Genomic DNA, 21,578 nt, shown 5'->3' on the forward strand with positions numbered 1-21,578 from the left:
GCAAAATTACAATCATTTTTTATCTTTTAGGCGTTAAGTTTATGATATGTGTATGCTTATTAGTAAGGGATAAAGGTTGCACTTCCTCTTTTCATAACCGAAGTTAGAAAATCTTCTATTCGACAATCTTGGTTATATTATATTTATCTATATCTTCAGAAATTTCCACTGCTTTGTCAATGTATGAGTCGGGGTTTTTGGTGAAGCTTGACCATTCGACAGAGTGTATGTATGAAGAGTTTCCAAGATACACTTTGGAACTTTCAGAGTGATGTTCGCAGTCAGAGTATTCAGGCTGCTTAATGTTGAACATGTTATCTTTCATGATCTTGAACAAAATGTTTGTTTTCAATGTCCTGCACTTACAATGCGGACATGTATTCTCAACTATGAAATATTCATAACTCCCTGATTCATCAGGCAACACTACAGCAAGAAGAGCGTTGGGGCTGGATGTGCGGTCACCGCGTTTTTTCTTCCTTAGTGAATATGATATTTCCCATGGCATCCACTGGTCTTTTTCTAATAAGTAGGGATTAATCATCCCTTTGGATACAATGATTATCGTAACCGAACTATCAAATATTTTATCACCGAGTTTAGTTTGAATTGTGTCATCTTTGAAATCGCTTAAATCAGCATCATCTTTTTCACCCTTATTTATATGCTCTTCATCTTTTAATATTTCCTGAAGTTTATCAACATAGGTACGTGCAGTTGTTTTATTATTATCCAGTTCAAGAACCTTATCGTCTGCATACTTATATGTTACGAATATTTTACGTCCCATTCTATTGCTCCAGGCTTGTAATGTTGATGGATGTCCTACAAAAATGACATCCGATTCCATTGGGTTATATCTTTCTGTTAAGGATGAAAGTGTTTCATTGGATATTAATAGATAGACTGATAAATGTCATCAACAATTCCTACAATATTTATTGATCAGAAGCAAGATTATATGATGTTGTCGATTTTTATGATGTCTTATAATAACTTTTCTATATATTAATCTAACAATAGACTTTTTTAGTTTCCTAGCGGTAACAAAGTGTAATAATCTAAGCATAATACACTTTATGGGTAAATGAGTCAGAAGTAATTTTAATGACGCTTATTGTTTCCTGAAGTTTCCAATTCTACAGGCGAAATTCTTTTATAAGAATTTCTAATCCTCCTGTATCATTACCTTAATAACAATAATATGTTAGCTGTCATTGGCATTATTGACATAAGCCTATGCCATACAAGCAATGCTCTATTCCCGCAAGTGTTGAGTAACTCTCGCCTTTGCCACGAAATGGAGCGTCGAAAGGACAGTGGGGGCAGCTATAATAAGTGCTATCATCATTCGCTCCCGGTCACTCGCCACACACCCCCTTCTTCGAATCAGCACAATCCCCACTCCTCAAAATGTCGAGACAACCCCCCGCATTTGCTATGCTATGGCAAAACAATAAGGAGAGCGGGAATGACACAAGGCGCAGTGAAAACACCAGGTAAACGTTCGCAGGCGGTGAGCGCCAAGAAGCAGGCGATCCTCAGCGCCGCGCTGGAGACCTTTTCACAGTTTGGCATTCACGGCACGCGCCTGGAGCAGGTGGCGGAGCAGTCCGGGGTGTCTAAAACCAATCTGCTCTACTATTACCCGTCGAAAGAGGCGCTGTATGTGGCGGTGATGCAGCAGATCCTCGATATCTGGCTGGCGCCGCTCGAGGCATTTCGCGAAGAGCTGGCCCCGCTGGTGGCTATCGAGGAGTACATTCGCCTGAAGCTCGAGGTGTCGCGCGATTACCCGCAGGCGTCAAGGCTGTTTTGTCTTGAGATGCTGCAGGGCGCGCCGCTGCTGCAGGCGGAGCTGACGGGGGATTTAAAGCAGCTGGTGGACGATAAGTCGGCGATTATCGCCGGATGGGTTGCCAGCGGAAAGCTGGCCCCGGTCGACCCGCAGCACCTGATCTTTATGATTTGGGCCGCTACCCAGCACTACGCTGACTTTGCGGCCCAGGTCGAGGCGGTGACCGGTAAAACGCTCCAGGACGAGGCGTTTTTCCAGAGCACCCTCGAAAACGTGCAGCGGATGATTATCGAAGGGATCCGCGTGCGTTAATTGCCCGGCGGGAGAGGGCAGCTTAAGTCGCCCTCTTCACATTGCATCAGCGAGGCCAGAAACGCCTCGCGCTCCACGGTTTTTTCTGCCAGGCACTGGTTAACAATCATTGGCTGGACGCTCCCGCCTTCCGTCCCCGAACCGATAAACGCGCAGTCCGCGTCGCGCAGGGTAATCCACGCCTGTTGCGCTTTTTTCAGCAGGTCGCGCTGGGGGGCCGCCGCGCGTTTGATGGCGGCCTGGTAGGTCTGGTTGAGTTTTTTATCGGCTGCCTGGTACTGCTGCGCGCTACAGGTGTTCAGTTCAAGCTGCGTAGTGGCGTTGTCGCACTCGTTGGCCAGCGCGCTGGTGCTGAGCAGCAGTGCCGCACCGGCGATAAGATATCGTTTCATATACTCCCCAATAAAATAAGGCTCCGTCTCCGGAGCCTTATTAGCACAGCGTTAGCCGATTGTCATCAGGCTGGCGTTACCGCCCGCCGCCGCGGTGTTGACGCTGAGCGAGCGCTCCACGTACAGACGCTCCAGCAGCAGGTTGGTTTCCCCGCGGGCGAAGCCCTGCACGGAAACAATCGCCCCGCTGCGGGCCGCCACCTGCTCGCACAGCTCGCGCAGCTGGTCGGAATCACCGTGGTAGATCACCGCGTCAAACGGCTGGGTCAGCAGGGCATCGGCCTTCGCAAAGCGAATGCGAGCCGAAACCGCTTTCGGCAGCTGTTTGGCGAGATCGCGATGCAGCGCATCGTCCGGCCACAGCACTTCACACCCGGTGGCCATCGCCGCGGCTAGCTGTACCAGCGCGTCCTGCTCGTTATCCGCCACGCACAGTACGCGTTCGCGCGGCATCAGCGTCCAGGTGTTGCGCTCGCCGGTTGGCCCCGGCAGCAGACGCTGGGTACCGGCCTGCGCCAGCTCGCCGTACTGCTGGGCAACCGCACGCAGCTCAGGACGTTTTTCCGCCCAGGCGATCAGCGCCTCCAGCGGCTGGGTCAGCACGGTTTTCAGCTGCGCATCCACCGGATACTCCGCATCCTGACGCGCCAGGGTGACTCCCAGTGCGTTCTCAGGACGGTTCGCCAGCAGACGATACAGGTAGAGCGGGCCGCCCGCTTTCGGACCGGTGCCGGAAAGGCCTTCGCCGCCGAACGGCTGCACGCCCACGACCGCGCCAACCATGTTGCGGTTGACGTACAGGTTGCCGACTTTGGCCGTGCCGGTGACCTGCGCAATGGTCTCGTCGATACGGGTATGCACGCCGAGCGTCAGGCCGTAGCCGGAGGCGTTGATCTGGTCGATAAGCGCGTTGAGGTTGTTACGGTTGTAACGCACCACGTGCAGCACCGGGCCGAAGACCTCTTTTTTCAGCTCGTCGAAGCTTGCCAGCTCAATCAGCGTAGGCGGCACGAAGGTGCCAGTCTGCCACTCGCGGGCATCTTCGCTGTTCTCGCGCACCGCCTGGAACACCGGACGGCCTTTGGCGCGCATGGCCTGAATATGGTTTTCAATGTTGGCTTTGGCTTCCGCGTCGATCACCGGCCCGATGTCGGTGGTGAGACGGCCCGGGTTGCCCATGCGGCATTCCGCCATCGCGCCGCGCAGCATCTTCAGCGTGTGGTCAGCCACGTCATCCTGTAAGCACAGCACGCGCAGGGCGGAGCAGCGTTGACCGGCGCTGTCGAAGGCGGAGGCCAGCACGTCAACAACCACCTGCTCGGTGAGCGCGGAGGAGTCAACAATCATGGCGTTCATGCCGCCGGTTTCGGCGATAAGCGGGGTAGGACGACCCTGCGCATCCAGACGGGTGGCGATGTTGCGTTGCAGAAGGGAGGCCACTTCGGTCGAACCGGTAAACATCACGCCGCGCACGCGGTTATCGGAGGTGAGTTTGGCGCCCACCGTTTCACCGCGCCCAGGCAGCAGTTGCACCACGCCCGCCGGAACGCCTGCTTCCAGAAGAATGTTGATGCCCTGGGCGGCAATCAGCGGGGTTTGCTCTGCCGGTTTCGCCAGCACGCTGTTGCCTGCGGCAAGGGCGGCGGCAATCTGGCCGGTGAAGATCGCCAGCGGGAAGTTCCACGGGCTGATACAGACCACCGGACCGAGCGGACGGTGCGTTTCGTTGTCGAAATCATCGCGTACCTGACCAGCGTAGTAGTGCAGGAAGTCGACCGCCTCACGCACTTCGGCGATGGCGTTGCTGAAGGTTTTCCCCGCCTCACGCACCAGAATGCCGATGAGCTGCTGCATCTGATCTTCCATCAGCACCGCGGCGCGTTCCAGAATGGCGGCACGCTCCTGCGGCGGGGTGGCAAACCAGATTGGCGCGTTATTCACCGCGCTCTCCAGCGCCTGTTCCACTTCCGCTTCGGTTGCTTCACGCGCGTAGCCGACGATATCCTTCGGCTCTGCCGGGTTGATCACCGGCTGCATTTCACCGTCCTCGACGGCCTGCTCAAGGATCGGTTTGGCCTGCCATTTCTGCAATGCGCTGTTGAGCAGGGCAGAGGAGAGCGACGCCAGACGGTGTTCGTTCGCCAGATCCAGGCCCGCCGAGTTGACGCGGCCCGCGCCGTACAGCTCGCGCGGCAGGGCAATTTTCGGATGCGGCAGACCAATCTGGCCTTCCTGCGCCGCCAGCTTCTCTACGGCCTGCACCGGATCGGCCACCAGTTCGTCGAGCGGCAGCGTGGTGTCTGCGATGCGGTTAACGAAGGAGGTGTTCGCCCCGTTCTCCAGCAGACGACGCACCAGGTACGCCAGCAGGGTTTCGTGGGTGCCCACTGGGGCATAGATGCGGCACGGGCGGTTCAGCTTGCCGTCCGCCACTTTCCCGGTAACCTGCTCGTACAGCGGTTCGCCCATGCCGTGCAGGCACTGGAACTCGTACTGGCCCGGATAGTAGTTCTGCCCGGCCAGGCTGTAAATGGCCGCCAGGGTATGGGCGTTGTGGGTCGCGAGCTGCGGATAAATCAGGTTCGGCACGCCGAGCAGTTTTTTCGCGCACGCGAGGTAAGAGACATCGGTGTAGACCTTGCGGGTATAGACCGGATAGCCTTCCAGACCTTCCATCTGGGCGCGTTTGATTTCGCTGTCCCAGTAGGCGCCTTTCACCAGGCGGATCATCAGGCGGCGACGGCTGCGGCTGGCCAGGTCAATCAGGTAATCAATGACGAACGGACAGCGTTTCTGGTAGGCCTGGATGACGAAACCAATCCCGTTCCAGCCCGCCAGCTCCGGTTCGAAACACAGTTTTTCCAGCAGATCGAGGGAGATCTCCAGACGGTCGGCCTCTTCGGCGTCGATATTAATGCCGATGTCGTACTGGCGCGCCAGCAGGGTCAGGGACTTCAGGCGCGGATAGAGCTCTTCCATCACCCGGTCATACTGGGCACGGCTGTAACGCGGGTGCAGGGCAGAGAGCTTAATAGAGATGCCCGGACCTTCATAAATACCGCGACCGTTGGACGCTTTACCGATGGCGTGGATCGCCTGCTGGTAAGAGACCATGTAGGCCTGCGCGTCGGCGGCGGTCAGCGCCGCTTCGCCCAGCATGTCGTAGGAGTAGCGGAAACCTTTGTCTTCCAGCTTGCGGGCGTTCGCCAGCGCTTCGGCAATGGTTTCCCCGGTGACGAACTGCTCGCCCATCAGGCGCATCGCCATGTCCACGCCCTTGCGGATCAGCGGCTCGCCGCTCTTGCCGATAATGCGGTTCAGAGAGCGTGACAGGTTGGCTTCGTTATGGGTGGAGACCAGCTTGCCGGTAAACAGCAGACCCCAGGTGGCGGCGTTGACGAACAGCGACGGGCTGCGGCCAATGTGGGAGTGCCAGTTGCCGTTGCTGATCTTGTCGCGGATCAGCGCGTCGCGGGTAGCTTTATCCGGAATACGCAGCAGCGCTTCCGCCAGGCACATCAGCGCCACGCCTTCCTGCGAGGAGAGGGAGAACTCCTGCAACAGGCCCTGCACCATCCCGGCGCGGCCGGTGGCGGTTTTCTGGTTGCGCAGCTTGTCGGCTAACTGATACGCCAGGCTGTGCGCCTGGGCGGCAATGGCTTCCGGCAGGCGGGCCTGCTCCAGCAGCATCGGCACGGCGTCGGTTTCGGCGCGGCGGTAAGCCCCGGTAATGGCGGCGCGGCTGACGGACTGCGGCAGGATCTGCTCGGCAAATTCGAGGAACGGCTGGTGGTTTTCTTCCACCGCCGTCGCGGCGTCTTCGCTTTCGTTCGCTGCGCCCGCCAGCAGGGCAGGCAGCTCAGGCAGGCCGTCTTCACTCTCCAGCCTTTCCAGATAGTTAAAAATCGCCTGCTTGATTAACCAGTGCGGTGTGCGATCAATGCGGGTTGCTGCGGTCTTAATCCGTTCGCGGGTCGCGTCATCCAGCTTAACCCCCATGGTGGTCATCCCCATGCCAAAACTCCTGTTGTTCTGTAATAGCGTTCTGTTGATAGCGTGAAATATCCACCATGTTGCAACTTTGTGCAACCGTGTTAAATGTGACCTGGTTTGCAAGCTGGAAAATGAATGGATTGTTAACGAATAGTTAGCTGGAAAAAAGCGCTGGCTTCTGCATACGAAGCCTGGTTTTATGCGGTGCTTAACACTTTTCAAAGGTGCAACCCGTATAAATGTGAGCGAGTGCAACCTATAGGAAAGACGTATAAAACCAGGGATGAAATTCATGTAAATGCAGTGTTAAATCGTTTGTCAGTGGGAAGCGTATACGGCAGGATAGCGCGCCCAACGGAAACACATACACACATCACTACGTTCCGGTGATGACATAACAAGGCAACCCGGACGGTTGTCGCTCGACATTTTGGAGAATTTGAATGGCTATTAGCACACCGATGCTGGTGACATTTCTCGTTTATATTTTTGGCATGATCCTGATAGGGTTTTTGGCATGGCGTTCCACTAAAAACTTTGACGACTACATCCTTGGCGGGCGCAGCTTAGGCCCAATGGTCACCGCGCTCTCTGCGGGCGCATCCGACATGAGCGGCTGGCTGCTGATGGGGCTGCCGGGCGCGATTTTCATCTCTGGTATTTCCGAAAGCTGGATCGCCATCGGCCTGACGTCGTCGGCGCGTGGATCAACTGGAAGCTGGTGGCAGGCCGTCTGCGCGTACATACCGAAGCCAACAACAACGCCCTGACGCTGCCGGATTACTTCACCGGACGCTTTGAGGATAACAGCCGCATTCTGCGCATTATCTCCGCGGTGGTGATCCTGCTGTTCTTCACCATCTACTGCGCCTCCGGCATCGTGGCGGGTGCGCGCCTGTTCGAAAGCACCTTCGGCATGAGCTATGAAACCGCCCTGTGGGCCGGTGCCGCGGCAACCATCCTCTATACCTTCGTGGGCGGGTTCCTGGCAGTAAGCTGGACCGACACCGTGCAGGCGAGCCTGATGATCTTCGCCCTGATCCTGACCCCGGTGATTGTGATTTTCACCGTTGGCGGCTTTGGCGAATCGCTGGAAGTGATCAAGCAGAAGAGCATTGAAAACGTCGATATGCTGAAAGGGCTGAACTTCGTTGCCATCGTTTCCCTGATGGGCTGGGGGCTGGGCTACTTCGGTCAGCCGCACATTCTGGCGCGCTTTATGGCGGCGGATTCTCACCACACCATCGTTCACGCGCGTCGCATCAGCATGACGTGGATGATTCTGTGTCTGGCGGGCGCGTGTGCGGTCGGCTTCTTCGGTATCGCCTACTTCAGCAATAACCCGGCGCAGGCGGGCGCGGTGAACCAGAACGCCGAGCGCGTGTTCATCGAGCTGGCGCAGATTCTGTTTAACCCGTGGATTGCCGGTATTCTGCTCTCCGCTATCCTGGCGGCGGTGATGTCCACCCTGAGCTGTCAGCTGCTGGTTTGCTCCAGTGCAATCACCGAAGACCTCTACAAGGCCTTCCTGCGTAAAAATGCGAGCCAGAAAGAGCTGGTGTGGGTAGGGCGCTTTATGGTGCTGGTGGTGGCGCTGGTGGCCATTGCGCTGGCGGCCAACCCGGAAAACCGCGTGCTGGGTCTCGTGAGCTACGCGTGGGCGGGCTTCGGTGCCGCGTTTGGGCCGGTGGTGCTGTTCTCCGTCATGTGGTCACGCATGACCCGCAACGGCGCGCTGGCGGGGATGATCATCGGTGCGGTGACCGTCATCGTCTGGAAACAGTTCGCGTGGCTGGGCCTGTACGAAATCATTCCAGGCTTCATCTTCGGCAGCATCGGTATTGTGGTGTTCAGCCTGCTGGGTAAAGCGCCGTCTGCCTCTATGCAGAAGCGTTTTGCGGAAGCGGATGCGCACTACCACACTGCGCCGCCGACTAAGCTTCAGGCAGAATAATTTTCTCACGCAGTACCGTAGGCCGGGTAAGCGCAAGCGCCACCCGGCTTTTTTCTTGCCAAAATCCGTATTTTCCTGTGATATCCATGTGCTTATAACAATGAGGATAGCGACACATGACAATCAAAACAGGGTTAATGGCGGTGGCAATATTGATGCTGGCGGGTTGTAACGCACCCTCGCAGCGTGCGGCGGTGGAGACCTGCAAAGCGGATAACCAGATGCAGCAGACCACGCTCTATTTTGGCTTGAATCGCCCGGCAGGGGCGCAGATTACCGGCAGCGAGTGGCAGCAGTTTGTTGACCAGGACGTGACGCCGCGTTTTCGCGATGGCTTAACGGTGTTTGATGCGCGCGGGCAGTGGCTGGGGAACGACGGGAAAGTGGCGCGTGAATCCAGCAAAGCGTTAATGCTTATCCACGGTAAAGATGCGCAAAGCGAGAAGAACATCGAAGCATTGCGCGGGATCTATAAGTCTCGTTTCGCGCAGGAATCGGTGATGCGGGTCGACCAGCCGGTGTGCGTACAGTTTTAATAAAAAACGGCGGGATAACCCGCCGTTGTTGTTTTGTAGCAAAGCTATTTACAGCACTAATCCCGCAAAGCTCGCCGACAGCAGGCTCACCAGCGTCGCACCGTATACCAGGCGCAGACCAAACCGCGACACCACGTTGCCCTGCTGCTCGTTCAGCCCCTTAATCGCCCCGGCGACGATGCCGATGGAGGCGAAGTTGGCAAACGAGACGAGGAAGACGGACAAAATACCCAGCCCGCGCGGTGACATTTCATGAGCAATTTTTTGCAGCTCAATCATCGCTACAAATTCATTCGCCACCAGCTTGGTTGCCATAATGCTGCCCGCGTTTAACGCATCGCTGAGCGGAATCCCGATAAGCCACGCCAGCGGATAAAACACATAGCCCAGGATCTGCTGGAAGCTCATGCCGAATACGCTGGAGAAGAGGGCGTTAACGGCGCTGATGAGGGCGATAAAGCCAATCAGCATCGCCAGAATAATCATCGCCACCTTAAAACCGGCCAGAATATACTCGCCCAGCATTTCAAAGAAGCTCTGGGATTCGTGCAGTTTTTCCAGCTTGATATCCGGCTCGGCTTCCGGACGCACCGGGTTAATGACCGAGAGAATAATAAAGGTGCTGAACATGTTCAGGATCAGCGCGGCAACGACAAATTTGGCGTCGAGCATGGTCATATAGGCACCGACAATCGACAGGGAGACCGTCGACATGGCCGTGGCCGCCATAGTGAACAAACGACGCGAGGAGAGATCACCCAGCACGCCTTTATAGGCAATGAAGTTTTCCGACTGGCCAAGGATCAGCGAGCTCACCGCGTTGAACGATTCCAGCTTGCCCATGCCGTTCAGTTTTGACAGCAGCGTTCCGATGATTCGAATAAAAATCGGCAGGATCCGCCAGTGCTGGAGAATACCAATCAGTGCGGAAATAAAAATAATCGGACACAGCACGCCGAGGAAAATAAACGCCAGCCCTTTTTCACCCATTCCGCCAAAGACGAAATTCGTCCCTTCCGAGGCAAATTTCAGCAGTGACTCAAAGAAGCCGGAAACGTATTTAATCAGGAATAGCCCGCTTTCGGCGTGCAGGAAAAAGAACGCCAGAGCAATTTCAATAACAATCAGCTGTAAAACATAACGAATGCGAATTTTTCGGCGGTCGAAACTCACCAGCCAGGCAAGCGCAAGAATAATCACCAGCGCCAGCAGGAAATGGACAATCTTAAACATGGAATATTTTCGGTTGGTTTTTGAGGCGGATATTTAGCCACAGCACTGGTTAACCGTAAATGGGCATTTTTATTATAACTTATAAACTTAACGGTAACGGCGGCAACTATTAACAGGCTTTGCGTTTACAACTCGTCATCAAATCACCACACATTTCGCTTGTGTTTCCTTTCGCCGTAATGATAATCACTATCACAAGAATTTACCTTTCTTTGCATCAGTTGACCGCGATAAACATTTAAGGTGTCGGCATGTTTGTTCCATTTCTCATTATGTTACGTGAAGGCCTTGAAGCGGCCCTGATTGTCAGCCTTATCGCCAGCTATCTGAAGCGCACCCAGCGTGGGCGCTGGATTGGCGTGATGTGGGTTGGCGTCTTCCTTGCCGCGGCGCTCTGCCTGGGCTTAGGTATCCTCATCAATGAAACCACCGGCGAATTCCCGCAGAAAGAGCAGGAGCTGTTTGAAGGTATCGTCGCCGTGATTGCGGTGTTCATCCTGACGTGGATGGTCTTCTGGATGCGCAAAGTTTCCCGCAACGTGAAGGTGCAGCTGGAGCAGGCGGTGGATAACGCTCTGCAGAAGGGGAATCACCACGGCTGGGCGCTGATTATGATGGTCTTTTTCGCCGTGGCGCGCGAGGGTCTGGAATCGGTTTTCTTCCTGCTGGCGGCATTCCAGCAGGATGTGGGCATCTGGCCGCCGCTGGGCGCCATGCTCGGTCTGGCAACGGCGGTGGTGCTGGGCTTTCTGCTCTACTGGGGCGGCATTCGCCTCAACCTGGGCGCCTTCTTTAAGTGGACCAGCCTGTTCATTCTGCTGGTGGCCGCGGGGCTGGCGGCAGGGGCGATCCGCGCCTTCCACGAGGCGGGCCTGTGGAACCACTTCCAGGACGTGGCGTTCGATCTTAGCAACGTTCTCTCCACCCATTCACTGACCGGCACCCTGCTCGAAGGCATCTTCGGCTACCAGGAAACGCCGAGCGTCAGCGAAGTGGCGATGTACTTTATCTATCTGGTTCCGGCGCTGGTGCTGTTCGCGATGCCGCCGCGTACCGGTACGCAGGCGTCGCGCGTTGCGCCGTAATTATTGTTTTAGTTACAACATACTTTTTAAGGGAAGAGTCATGGCAATTCAGTTTCGTCGTAGTGCATTGTGCGCAGGCATTGCCGCGCTGTTCGCTTCTGCATTCGCTGCGCAGGCTGCGGATATTCCGCAGGTAAAAGTCACCGTTAACGATAAGCAGTGCGAGCCGATGACCATCACGGTTAACAGCGGTAAAACCCAGTTTATCATTCAGAACCACAGCCAGAAGGCGCTGGAGTGGGAGATCCTCAAAGGCGTGATGGTGGTGGAAGAGCGCGAGAACATCGCGCCGGGCTTCAGCCAGAAGATGACCGCCAACCTGCAGCCGGGTGAATACGACATGACCTGCGGCCTGCTGACCAACCCTAAAGGCAAGCTGATCGTCAAAGGTGCAGCGACGGCGGACGCGGCCAAAGGCACGGCCCTGCTGAGCCTGGGCGACGCTATCACCGCCTATAAAGCCTACGTCACCAAAGAGACGGCGGACCTGGTCACGGGTACCAAAGCCTTCACCGACGCCGTGAAAGCTGGCGATATCGAAAAAGCGAAATCCCTGTACGCGCCAACCCGTCAGCACTACGAGCGCATCGAGCCGATTGCCGAGCTGTTCTCTGACCTCGACGGCAGCATTGATGCCCGCGAAGATGACTACGAGCAGAAGGCCGCCGATCCGAAATTCACCGGCTTCCACCGTCTGGAAAAAGCCCTGTTTGGTGATAACTCCACCAAAGGAATGGAGAAATACGCCGGGCAGCTGAACACCGACGTGCTGGAGCTGCAAAAGCGCATCAGCGAGCTGGCCTTCCCGCCGTCGAAGGTGGTGGGCGGCGCGGCCGGTCTGATTGAAGAAGTGGCCGCGAGCAAAATCAGCGGTGAAGAAGATCGCTACAGCCATACCGACCTGTGGGACTTCCAGGCCAACGTCGACGGTGCGCAGAAGATTGTCGAGCTGCTGCGTCCTCAGCTGCAGAAAGAGAACGGCGAACTGCTGGCGAAAGTAGATGCCAACTTCAAAAAGGTCGATACCATCCTGGCGAAGTACCGTACCAAAGACGGGTTCGAAACCTACGACAAGCTGACCGACGCCGACCGTAACGCGCTGAAAGGCCCGATTACGACGCTGGCGGAAGATCTCTCCTTGCTGCGCGGCGTACTGGGTCTGGACTAAGCACGATGAACAAGCACGAAGAATTCGACGTGGCGGAACCTTCCCGACGTCGTTTGTTAAAAGGGGTAGGGGCGCTGGGCGGCGCGTTTGCCCTGGCGGGAGGTTGCCCGGTGGCGCATGCGGCGAAACCGCAGAGCGCGCCCGGTACGCTCTCGCCGGATGCCCGCATGGAGACCCAGCCGTTTTATGGCGCGCACCAGGCGGGTATTCTCACGCCGCAGCAGGCTTCCATGATGCTGGTGGCCTTTGATTCGCTGGCAAGCGATAAGGCAGATCTGGAGCGTCTGTTCCGCCTGCTGACGGCGCGCATCGCGTTTCTTACCGCGGGCGGGCCGGCACCGGATACGCCGAACCCGCGCCTGCCGCCGATGGATTCCGGTATCCTCGGGGCGTTTATCGCGCCGGATAACCTGACCATTACCGTGTCGGTAGGGGAGTCGCTGTTTGACGGCCGCTACGGCCTGGCAAAACAGAAGCCTAACGCGCTGCAGAAGATGACGCGTTTCCCGAATGACTCCCTCGACGCGGCGCTGTGCCATGGCGATCTGCTGCTGCAGATTTGTGCCAATACCCAGGACACGGTGATCCACGCCCTGCGCGATATCATCAAGCACACGCCGGATCTGCTGAGCGTGCGCTGGAAGCGGGAAGGGTTTATCTCTGACCACGCCGCCCGCAGCAAAGGCAAAGAGACGCCGGTTAACCTGCTGGGCTTTAAGGACGGCACGGCCAACCCGGACAGTAGCGATGCGGCGCTGATGAAAGACGTGGTGTGGGTGACGGCAGATCAGGGGGAACCCGCATGGGCTGTGGGCGGCAGCTACCAGGCTGTGCGCATTATTCAGTTCCACGTGGAGTTCTGGGACCGCACGCCGTTGAAAGAGCAGCAGACGATTTTTGGCCGCGACAAGCAGAGCGGGGCGCCGCTGGGCATGAAGCACGAGCATGATGTGCCGGACTACGCGAACGACCCGGATGGCGACGTTATCGCGCTCGACAGCCATATTCGCCTTGCCAACCCGCGCACCAAAGAGACGCAGTCCAGCCTGATGATGCGCCGTGGCTACAGCTATTCGCTGGGCGTGACTAATTCCGGCCAGCTTGATATGGGGCTGCTGTTCGTCTGCTATCAGCACGATCTGGAGAAAGGCTTCCTGACCGTGCAGAAGCGGTTAAACGGCGAAGCGCTGGAAGAGTACATTAAGCCCATCGGCGGCGGCTATTTCTTTGCCCTGCCCGGCGCGCGCGATGCTGGCGCGTATCTCGCACAAGGTCTGATGGAAGCCTGATAATCGTCCCTGCGATAGTTCGCGGGGACATTATTTTTTCATATGACTATCTTATTGTTATATTTCTGTAATATTCATATATAAGACTGATTCCGCTGCAGGAACAGTCTTAAAAGTTGCATTCAGGTAAAATAAATGTTGCATTTATGATAACTCCTGATGTACTTAAGATAAGACAGCGGTAGTTCCCGGCAGTGATGCTGAATCACTATGGAGATCGCGAATGGTTGCGTCCTGTACTGGACAAGGTAAACATAACAACCGCAGCACCCGGCGCGGAGGCTCAGACTCCGGCAGCGATTTCCTCACCACTAAATTCTCCCCCACACCTCAAGAATCTGATTCGACCGACGTGCAGACCGGTGCGCGTAGCCGTTCTGTATCGTCATCTGATAAAGCAAGCAATGGCTTACAAGGAAGCCAACCCTCTGATGTTCGTGCGCATAATCGTGCCGAAGCTGGCGCGTGTGATGAATACCAACAACTCAAGGTGCTATCCATGGGAAGACAAAAAGCAGTGATCAAAGCTCGTCGCGAAGCAAAACGTGTGCTGAGACGGGACTCACGTAGCCATAAACAGCGTGAAGAAGAATCGGTCACCTCGCTTGTGCAGATGAGTGGCGTAGAAGCAATTGGCATGGCCAGAGACAGCCGTGATAATTCTCCAATTGTGGCGCGCAATGAGGCTCAGGCGCACTACCTGAATGCTATCGAGAGTAAACAGCTCATCTTTGCAACCGGCGAAGCCGGATGCGGGAAAACCTGGATCAGTGCAGCCAAAGCAGCGGAAGCGCTGATCCATAAGGACGTGGAGCGCATTATTGTTACCCGTCCTGTACTGCAAGCTGATGAAGATCTCGGCTTCCTGCCCGGCGATATTTCGGAGAAGTTTGCTCCGTACTTCAGGCCCGTCTATGACGTGCTGGTGAAGCGACTGGGTGCATCCTTTATGCAGTACTGCCTGCGACCAGAGATTGGCAAGGTGGAAATCGCGCCGTTCGCCTATATGCGCGGACGTACATTTGAAAATGCGGTCGTTATTCTCGACGAGGCTCAGAACGTGACCGCTGCGCAAATGAAGATGTTTTTAACGCGCCTCGGGGAGAACGTGACGGTTATCGTCAACGGCGATATTACCCAGTGTGACCTGCCGTCGGGCGTGAAGTCCGGCCTCAGCGACGCCATGTCACGTTTTGAGGAAGATGAGATGATTGGGGTGGTTCGTTTCACCAAAGAGGACTGCGTGCGCTCGGCGCTCTGTCAGCGCACACTGCAAGCGTATTACTGAGTGTGCTGTTGTGTTCAAGGCCCGGGAAACCGGGCTTTGTTTTATGTGCAGGCATGTTGTCGGGTGGCGCTGCGCTTACCCGACCTACAATACCCGTAGGCCTGGTAAGCGTAGCGCCACCAGGCATAAAGAGCGCAGGGAGTCTCAAGGTTCGAATCCCCAGGTGCGATCCAAAAGAAAAAAGCCCGTACTTTCGTACGAGCTCTCATCTTGAATATGGCGGTGAGGGGGGGATTCGAACCCCCGATACGTTGCCGTATACACACTTTCCAGGCGTGCTCCTTCAGCCACTCGGACACCTCACCATATTGTTTTGCTGCCTGACCGCTTAGGGGGCAACGGGGCGCTACTATAGGGAGTTGCGCGAAAGCGGTCAAGCAGATTTTCTGCATTCGTGCTTGTTCGGTTAAGCCTTAATCAGCTTATGTCGTATAGCGCAGGATTAACGCTGCGAATCGAGCACTTCGCTGTTTTTCACCACCTCCTGCGCTTTGCCGTAGCTTTCGATCAGCAGCTGGTAGGCCGGGAAGATGTGGGTGTATACCTCAGCCCATTCAGCCGCATCTTCACGGTTCCAGGTTCGCTGGATCTCAGAGGCCACAGCGGCGGTATCCATCGGCACCACGCCTGCCTGGACCACGCGGGCCAGGGTGATCTCCTGCGCCATTTTGCTGTAGGTGCCGGAGGCATCAATCACCGCAAACACTTTATATCCGGCCGCCACCGCGCTGATGGACGGGAAGGCCATGCAGACGCTGGTGATCGTGCCTGCAATAATTAACGTCTTGCGACCGGTAGCTTTTACCGCCGCCACGAATTCCGGGTTATCCCAGGCGTTGATCTCACCTTTGCGGGCCACATACTGCGCATGCGGCGCGTTGGCGTGGATCTCCGGGATAAGCGGGCCGTTCGGTCCCTGTGGAACGGAGGCGGTGGTGATCACCGGGATCTTCGCCAGCGTGGCGATCTTTGCCAGCGCCGCCGCACGGGCGCGCAGCTCCGGCATGGGCATGTCGCCGACGGTCTGGAACAGCCCGCTCTGGTGGTCGATAAGCAGCATGACGGCATCATTTACGTCAATGACGGGACGTGCACCGTTGAAGTTTGCAGGGGTAGACATATTGCGCTCCTTAATTACGTTCAGATCTGGCCAAAGCGGCCGGAGTTGAAATCACGAATGGCTTCCGCGATCTCGGTTTTACTGTTCATCACAAACGGGCCGTAGCCCACAATCGGTTCATTCAGCGGCTCACCGGCCATCAGCAGCAATTTCGCGTCGCTGTTCGCTTCCAGATGCAGCTTTTCACCGCTCTGACTTAGCACAACCAGCTGCGCTTCACCCGCTGGCGTGGTGCCGTTCACCGTTACGCTGCCCTCAAGTACCACCAGCGCCGTGCTCCAGCCTTCGGGCTGGTTGAGCGTCAGATGGCTGCCCTGGTTAAGCGCGATGTCCCAGACGTTCAGCGGTGAGAAGGTATGGGCCGGGCCCGTCACGTCCTCAAGGCGACCGGCGATGACCCGCAGCGTGCCGCTGTTATCCGGCAGCGTGACCACCGGGATATCCGCTTTGGTGATGCTCTGGTAGCCGGGCGTCGCCATTTTGTCTTTGGCGGGCAGGTTGACCCACAGCTGCATCATTTTTAGTTCACCGCCTTTCTGCGCGAAGGCGCTGGAGTGGAACTCCTCGTGCAGGATGCCTGCGCCCGCCGTCATCCACTGCACGTCGCCGGGGCCAATAACGCCGCCTCTGCCGGTGGAGTCGCGATGCTCCACTTCGCCGGCGTAAACGATGGTCACCGTTTCAAAGCCGCGATGAGGATGCTCGCCCACGCCGCGTTTCGCGCCGTCCGCCGGGAAGGTGTACGGTCCGGCATAGTCCAGCAGCAGAAACGGGCTCAGCGGCTCGCCGTGCGTCTGGTAAGAAAACATTGAACGAACCGGGAAACCGTCACCGACCCAGTGCGGACGAGGTGCGGTATAAACGCCTGTTACGTTTTTCATGATGAACTCCTGATGTTCTGTTGATGTAATTAGCTTATATTCAGGGTTAATATCCCGGTAGATAGTGAAAATGACATTCACTGTTCTGAATATGGAACGATGAGGGCGTATGCAGGATCTCAATGATTTCGCGTGGTTTGTGAAGGTGGTGGACCATGGTGGATTTGCGGCGGCGGGTCGGGCGCTCGATCAGCCCAAGTCAAAACTGAGCCGCCGGATTGCCCTGCTGGAAGAGCGCCTTGGCGTGCGGTTGATCCAGCGCACCACCCGGCAGTTTACGGTGACGGAAGTGGGGCTGACGTTCTATCAGCACTGTAAAGCCATGCTGGTAGAGGCCGAAGCTGCGGAAGAGGCGGTGGCGGCGTTGCAGGCCGAGCCACGCGGCGTGGTCAGGATCACCTGTCCGGTCACCTTGCTGCACGTGCACGTGGGGCCCATGCTGGCGCGGTTTATGGCGCGCTATCCGGGGATCAATCTTCAGCTTGAGGCCACCAACCGACGGGTTGATCTGGTGGGAGAGGGCATCGACGTGGCGATCCGCGTTCGTCCACGTCCGTTTGATGACAGCGACCTGGTGTTAAGAGTGCTGGCAGACAGGGGACACTGCCTGGTGGCGAGCCCTGCGCTGATTGCGCGGATGGGTCACCCTGCCGTGCCCTCTGAGCTGAGCGAGTGGCCGGGTTTGAGCATGGGGGTGGGAAAGCAGCAGCACAGATGGGAGCTGAGCGGGCCGGAGGGAGCGAAAGCCGCGATTCATTACACGCCGCGCTTTATTACCACCGACATGCTGGCGCTGCGTGAAGCGGCGATGGCGGGGGTGGGTGTGGTGCAGCTGCCGATTTTGATGGTCAAGGATCAGCTGGCATCCGGGGAACTGGTAAGGGTGCTGGACGCATGGGAACCCCGACGGGAAGTGATCCACGCTGTTTATCCTTCCAGACGAGGTTTGCTGCCGTCCGTCAGAACGCTGGTGGATTTTCTTACTGAAGAGTATGCGCGGATGGTGGAGGAGTAACGATCCCCTCGCCCTTTCGGGGAGAGGGTTAGGGTGAGGCGCTCAGGCTGCACCGAGCTGAATATAGCACCGGGGGGGATTGACTCGCTTCGCTCGCCCTGCGGGCAGCCTGTTCGCTTTGCTCACAGTCTGTCCAACTGGCTGCGCCAGTTGTCGAACCCCGGTCGGGGGTTCTCATCCCCCCGCAGGCGTGCAACATGCGAAAAAAAAGCCCGCATTTTCATGCGAGCTCTTCTTAAAATATGGCGGTGAGGGGGGGATTCGAACCCCCGATACGTTGCCGTATACACACTTTCCAGGCGTGCTCCTTCAGCCACTCGGACACCTCACCATATTGTCATCCCGTTGTTGCTGGGACGGGCGCTAATGTAAGGAAAAGCCGAACTGCCGTCAACCCACTTTTTCAGTAATTTAGCGCGTTTAGACAAACTTCAGGCAACATGATTCTTAAATGTGCTGAAAGCGTCTTTTTTATCAACAACACGGTCACGCAATAAATTTGCTATGCTGACCGTCCAGTTAAAAAGCAAAATAAATCAGCGCAATAAAAGGCAGGATTGACTATGGATATACTCTTCTATCACCCCACTTTTGATACGGCTTACTGGATTAAGGCACTTTCTGCGGCACTGCCGGGCGCTCGCGTTCGTGAGTGGAAGCGGGGCGATAACGAACATGCTGACTACGCGCTGGTCTGGCATCCGCCGGTAGAAATGCTCCAGGGCCGTAAGTTAAAGGCCGTGTTTGCGCTTGGAGCCGGCGTGGATTCCATTCTGAGCAAGCTGAAAGCACACCCTGAAATGCTGCCGGAAGATATTCCTCTGTTCCGCCTGGAAGATACCGGTATGGGCCAGCAAATGCAGGAATATGCCGTCAGCCAGGTGCTGCACTGGTTCCGCCGCTTTGATGACTATCAGGCGCTTAAGCAGCAATCCCGCTGGGAGCCGCTGCCTGAATATCCGCGCGAAGCGTTTACCGTTGGTATCCTCGGCGCAGGCGTGCTGGGTTCGAAAGTGGCTGAAGCGCTCGCGCCGTGGGGCTTCCCGTTGCGCTGCTGGAGCCGCAGCCGTAAAGACTATCCGGGCGTTGAGAGCTTTGCCGGAACGGATGAGCTTCCGGCCTTCCTGAACGGCACGCGTGTGCTGATTAACCTGCTGCCCAATACGGCGGAAACGGTGGGGATTATCAATGAAGGCCTGCTCAACCAGCTGGACGACCAGAGCTATCTGATGAACCTGGCGCGCGGCGTGCATCTGGTCGAGCCAGATCTGCTGAAGGCGCTGGATAGCGGGAAGCTTAAAGGCGCCATGCTGGATGTCTACAGCCGTGAGCCGCTGCCGGAGGAAAGCCCGCTGTGGCGACACCCGCGCGTGGCAATGACTCCGCACGTTGCCGCCGTGACGCGACCTGCCGAGGCGGTGGCCTATATCTCGCACACGATCGGTGAAATAGAGAAGGGTAACCCGGTCACCGGACAGGTCGACCGACAGCGCGGCTACTGAGAGAAACCCGGCGTTCGCCGGGTTTTTGCTAATATTCGCCGCTGATAACTGCTATCCTTTGGAAAAAACGCAGAGGAGAGAAAGATGTATCCCGTTGACCTGCATATGCACACCGTCGCCAGCACCCACGCGTATAGCAACCTCCATGATTATATCGCCCAGGCGAAGCTTAAGGGCATCAAGCTGTTCGCGATAACCGATCACGGCCCGGATATGGCGGATGCGCTGCACTACTGGCATTTTGTGAATATGCGTATCTGGCCACGTCTGGTGGACGGCATTGGGATACTGCGCGGCATTGAGGCGAACATCAAAAACACCGATGGTGAAATTGACTGTACCGGCCCGATGCTGACCTCCTTAGATCTGATCCTTGCCGGTTTCCATGAGCCGGTTTTCCCGCCGCAGGATAAAGAGACCAATACCGCGGCGATGATTGCCACTATTGCCAGCGGCAATGTGCACATCATCAGCCATCCGGGCAATCCGAAATACCCGATTGATATTCAGGCCGTGGCGCAGGCCGCGGCGAAACACCGCGTGGCGCTGGAGATTAACAACTCCTCGTTCGTGCACTCGCGTAAAGGCAGTGAAGCCAACTGTCGCGAAGTGGCTGCCGCCGTGCGTGATGCGGGTGGCATGGTGGCGCTGGGCTCTGATTCGCACACGGCCTTCACGCTGGGGGATTTTAGCGAGTGCCTGAAAATATTGCAGGATGTGGATTTCCCGGAAGAGCGCATCCTGAACGTCACGCCGCGTCGTATGCTTGATTTCCTCGAGTCGCGCGGCATGGCGCCGATTGATGAATTTGCCGATCTTTAATTGAATAACGGAATAAAACAATGAATGAATTTTCCATCCTTTGCCGCGTGCTGGGCTCCCTGTATTACCGCCAGCCGCAGGACCCGCTGCTGGTGCCGCTGTTTACGCTGATTCGCGAAGGTAAACTGGCGCAGAACTGGCCGCTGGAACAGGATGAGTTACTGGAGCGCCTGCAGAAAAGCTGCGATATGCAGCAGATCTCAACGGACTACAATGCTCTGTTCGTGGGCGAAGAGTGCCGCGTGTCGCCGTATCGTTCCGCCTGGCAGGAAGGCGCGACCGAAGCGGAAGTGCGGGCATTCCTTTCAGAACGCGGGATGCCCCTGAGCGATACCCCAGCCGATCATATCGGTACGCTGCTGCTGGCCGCGTCCTGGATCGAAGACAACGCTGGCGACGATGAAAATGAAGCCATCGGGATCCTCTTCGAAACCTATCTGCTGCCGTGGGTGGGGACCTTCCTGGGTAAAGTGGAAGCTCATGCCACCTCTCCGTTCTGGCGAACGCTGGCCCCGCTGACGCGTGACGCCATTGCAGCAATGTGGGATGAGCTGGAAGAAGAGAGCGAGGAGTGATGTAAATCACAAAAATCCTGCAACGATACATTTCAACTTGCACGTAATGTGCTTCTGATCGCATTTCTACGGCGCGCTTCTGCTAAGATGCGCGCCATGAACATATTACTTTGTATTGCAATCACGACGGGCATCCTCTCCGGTATTTGGGGATGGGTAGCGGTGTCTCTCGGTCTGTTAAGCTGGGCTGGCTTCCTGGGCTGCACGGCCTATTTCGCCTGTCCTCAGGGCGGGCTGAAAGGGCTCTTTATCTCAGGCTGCACGCTGATGAGCGGCGTTATCTGGGCGCTGGTCATCATGAAAGGCAGCGCGCTGGCGCCGCATCTGGAGATGCTGGGGTACGTCATGACGGGTGTCGTCGCGTTCCTGATGTGCATCCAGGCGAAGCATCTGCTGCTGTCGTTTGTGCCGGGAACCTTTATGGGGGCCTGCGCAACCTTTGCCGGGCAGGGGGACTGGAAGCTGGTGGTTCCTTCCCTGGCGCTGGGGCTGCTGTTTGGCTACGCCATGAAGAACAGCGGTCTTTGGCTGGCGGCGCGACGGGAAAAAACGCAAAACATCACCGCGGTGAGTGAATAAAAAAAAGGCGAGATAATCATCTCGCCTTTTTTATGC

At 56.5% G+C, this 21,578-nt stretch carries 17 protein-coding genes, 2 tRNA genes and 1 pseudogene; 12 read left to right on the top strand and 8 right to left on the bottom strand.

Annotated features, from left to right (window positions below; translation table 11 throughout):
- Positions 1-115: 115 nt before the first annotated feature.
- A complete protein-coding gene (locus OKF39_RS09295) occupies positions 116-850 on the bottom strand; it encodes a TIR domain-containing protein (RefSeq protein ID WP_479983712.1) in 735 nt (244 codons plus the stop codon).
- Between the two features lie 621 nt (positions 851-1,471).
- Here OKF39_RS09295 and rutR point away from each other — a divergent pair.
- Positions 1,472-2,110 (top strand): HTH-type transcriptional regulator RutR, encoded by a 639-nt coding sequence (gene rutR, locus OKF39_RS09300; RefSeq protein WP_479983713.1) that lies wholly within the window; start codon positions 1,472-1,474, stop codon positions 2,108-2,110.
- Here the strand turns inward: rutR and OKF39_RS09305 are convergent.
- Together OKF39_RS09305 and putA are read right to left on the bottom strand one after the other, a co-directional pair.
- Complete coding sequence (locus OKF39_RS09305; protein WP_041910548.1) at positions 2,107-2,502, bottom strand: lysozyme inhibitor LprI family protein; 396 nt, start codon at positions 2,500-2,502, stop codon at positions 2,107-2,109. The two genes, rutR and OKF39_RS09305, sit on opposite strands and share 4 nt — an antisense overlap.
- A gap of 51 nt (positions 2,503-2,553) precedes the next feature.
- Positions 2,554-6,516, bottom strand: a complete 3,963-nt coding sequence (putA, locus tag OKF39_RS09310; RefSeq protein WP_479983714.1) for a trifunctional transcriptional regulator/proline dehydrogenase/L-glutamate gamma-semialdehyde dehydrogenase — start codon at positions 6,514-6,516, stop codon at positions 2,554-2,556.
- Between the two features lie 422 nt (positions 6,517-6,938).
- Between putA and putP the strand changes: the two are divergent.
- Positions 6,939-8,449: pseudogene (gene putP / locus OKF39_RS09315) on the top strand (sodium/proline symporter PutP).
- Positions 8,450-8,565: 116 nt separating this feature from the next.
- The gene (locus OKF39_RS09320; protein ID WP_048960511.1) at positions 8,566-8,985 is read left to right on the top strand and encodes a DUF3574 domain-containing protein; all 420 of its coding nucleotides are present in this window, start codon (positions 8,566-8,568) and stop codon (positions 8,983-8,985) included.
- Positions 8,986-9,033: 48 nt separating this feature from the next.
- Here OKF39_RS09320 and OKF39_RS09325 read toward each other — a convergent pair whose 3' ends face one another.
- Positions 9,034-10,218, bottom strand: coding sequence for a NupC/NupG family nucleoside CNT transporter (locus OKF39_RS09325; protein ID WP_047368266.1), 1,185 nt, complete (start codon positions 10,216-10,218; stop codon positions 9,034-9,036).
- Positions 10,219-10,469: 251 nt separating this feature from the next.
- On the opposite strand from OKF39_RS09325, the gene efeU reads away from it, so the two are divergent.
- The 4 genes from efeU (at position 10,470) to phoH (ending at position 15,048) form a co-directional block, all read left to right on the top strand.
- Positions 10,470-11,303 (top strand): iron uptake transporter permease EfeU, encoded by an 834-nt coding sequence (efeU, locus tag OKF39_RS09330; protein ID WP_479983715.1) that lies wholly within the window; start codon positions 10,470-10,472, stop codon positions 11,301-11,303.
- A gap of 40 nt (positions 11,304-11,343) precedes the next feature.
- Positions 11,344-12,471, top strand: coding sequence for an iron uptake system protein EfeO (efeO, locus tag OKF39_RS09335; protein ID WP_028012666.1), 1,128 nt, complete (start codon positions 11,344-11,346; stop codon positions 12,469-12,471).
- Between the two features lie 5 nt (positions 12,472-12,476).
- Positions 12,477-13,760 carry an iron uptake transporter deferrochelatase/peroxidase subunit gene (efeB, locus tag OKF39_RS09340; protein ID WP_028012667.1) on the top strand — a complete coding sequence of 428 codons (1,284 nt, stop codon included), beginning with the start codon at positions 12,477-12,479 and terminating at the stop codon, positions 13,758-13,760.
- 499 nt (positions 13,761-14,259) lie between these two features.
- Entirely contained in the window at positions 14,260-15,048 is a 789-nt protein-coding gene (gene phoH, locus OKF39_RS09345) for a phosphate starvation-inducible protein PhoH (RefSeq protein WP_024908976.1), read from the top strand.
- A 217-nt stretch (positions 15,049-15,265) separates the two neighbouring features.
- Here the strand turns inward: phoH and OKF39_RS09350 are convergent.
- The 3 genes from OKF39_RS09350 to OKF39_RS09360 all read right to left on the bottom strand — a co-directional run bounded on the left by OKF39_RS09350 (position 15,266) and on the right by OKF39_RS09360 (position 17,049).
- A tRNA-Ser gene (locus OKF39_RS09350) sits at positions 15,266-15,353 on the bottom strand.
- 137 nt (positions 15,354-15,490) lie between these two features.
- The gene (locus OKF39_RS09355) at positions 15,491-16,168 is read right to left on the bottom strand and encodes an isochorismatase family protein (protein ID WP_248185793.1); all 678 of its coding nucleotides are present in this window, start codon (positions 16,166-16,168) and stop codon (positions 15,491-15,493) included.
- A gap of 20 nt (positions 16,169-16,188) precedes the next feature.
- Positions 16,189-17,049, bottom strand: coding sequence for a pirin family protein (locus tag OKF39_RS09360; protein ID WP_045261663.1), 861 nt, complete (start codon positions 17,047-17,049; stop codon positions 16,189-16,191).
- 109 nt (positions 17,050-17,158) lie between these two features.
- Between OKF39_RS09360 and OKF39_RS09365 the strand changes: the two genes are divergently transcribed.
- Positions 17,159-18,064: a LysR family transcriptional regulator gene (locus tag OKF39_RS09365; protein ID WP_479983716.1), complete on the top strand. Its 906-nt coding sequence runs from the start codon at positions 17,159-17,161 to the stop codon at positions 18,062-18,064.
- A gap of 243 nt (positions 18,065-18,307) precedes the next feature.
- Here the strand turns inward: OKF39_RS09365 and OKF39_RS09370 are convergent.
- Positions 18,308-18,395 (bottom strand) — tRNA-Ser (locus OKF39_RS09370).
- Between the two features lie 232 nt (positions 18,396-18,627).
- Here OKF39_RS09370 and ghrA point away from each other — a divergent pair.
- The 4 genes from ghrA to OKF39_RS09390 all read left to right on the top strand — a co-directional run bounded on the left by ghrA (position 18,628) and on the right by OKF39_RS09390 (position 21,542).
- Positions 18,628-19,566 (top strand): glyoxylate/hydroxypyruvate reductase GhrA, encoded by a 939-nt coding sequence (gene ghrA, locus OKF39_RS09375; protein WP_028012670.1) that lies wholly within the window; start codon positions 18,628-18,630, stop codon positions 19,564-19,566.
- An 84-nt stretch (positions 19,567-19,650) separates the two neighbouring features.
- Complete coding sequence (locus tag OKF39_RS09380) at positions 19,651-20,388, top strand: PHP domain-containing protein (RefSeq protein ID WP_479983717.1); 738 nt, start codon at positions 19,651-19,653, stop codon at positions 20,386-20,388.
- 20 nt (positions 20,389-20,408) lie between these two features.
- Positions 20,409-20,963, top strand: a complete 555-nt coding sequence (locus OKF39_RS09385; RefSeq protein ID WP_028012672.1) for a TorD/DmsD family molecular chaperone — start codon at positions 20,409-20,411, stop codon at positions 20,961-20,963.
- Positions 20,964-21,059: 96 nt separating this feature from the next.
- Positions 21,060-21,542, top strand: a complete 483-nt coding sequence (locus tag OKF39_RS09390; RefSeq protein ID WP_072201771.1) for a DUF1097 domain-containing protein — start codon at positions 21,060-21,062, stop codon at positions 21,540-21,542.
- Positions 21,543-21,578 lie beyond the last annotated feature (36 nt).

The sequence above is a fragment of the Enterobacter cloacae complex sp. HYC042_NIDB genome, from assembly GCF_056673315.1.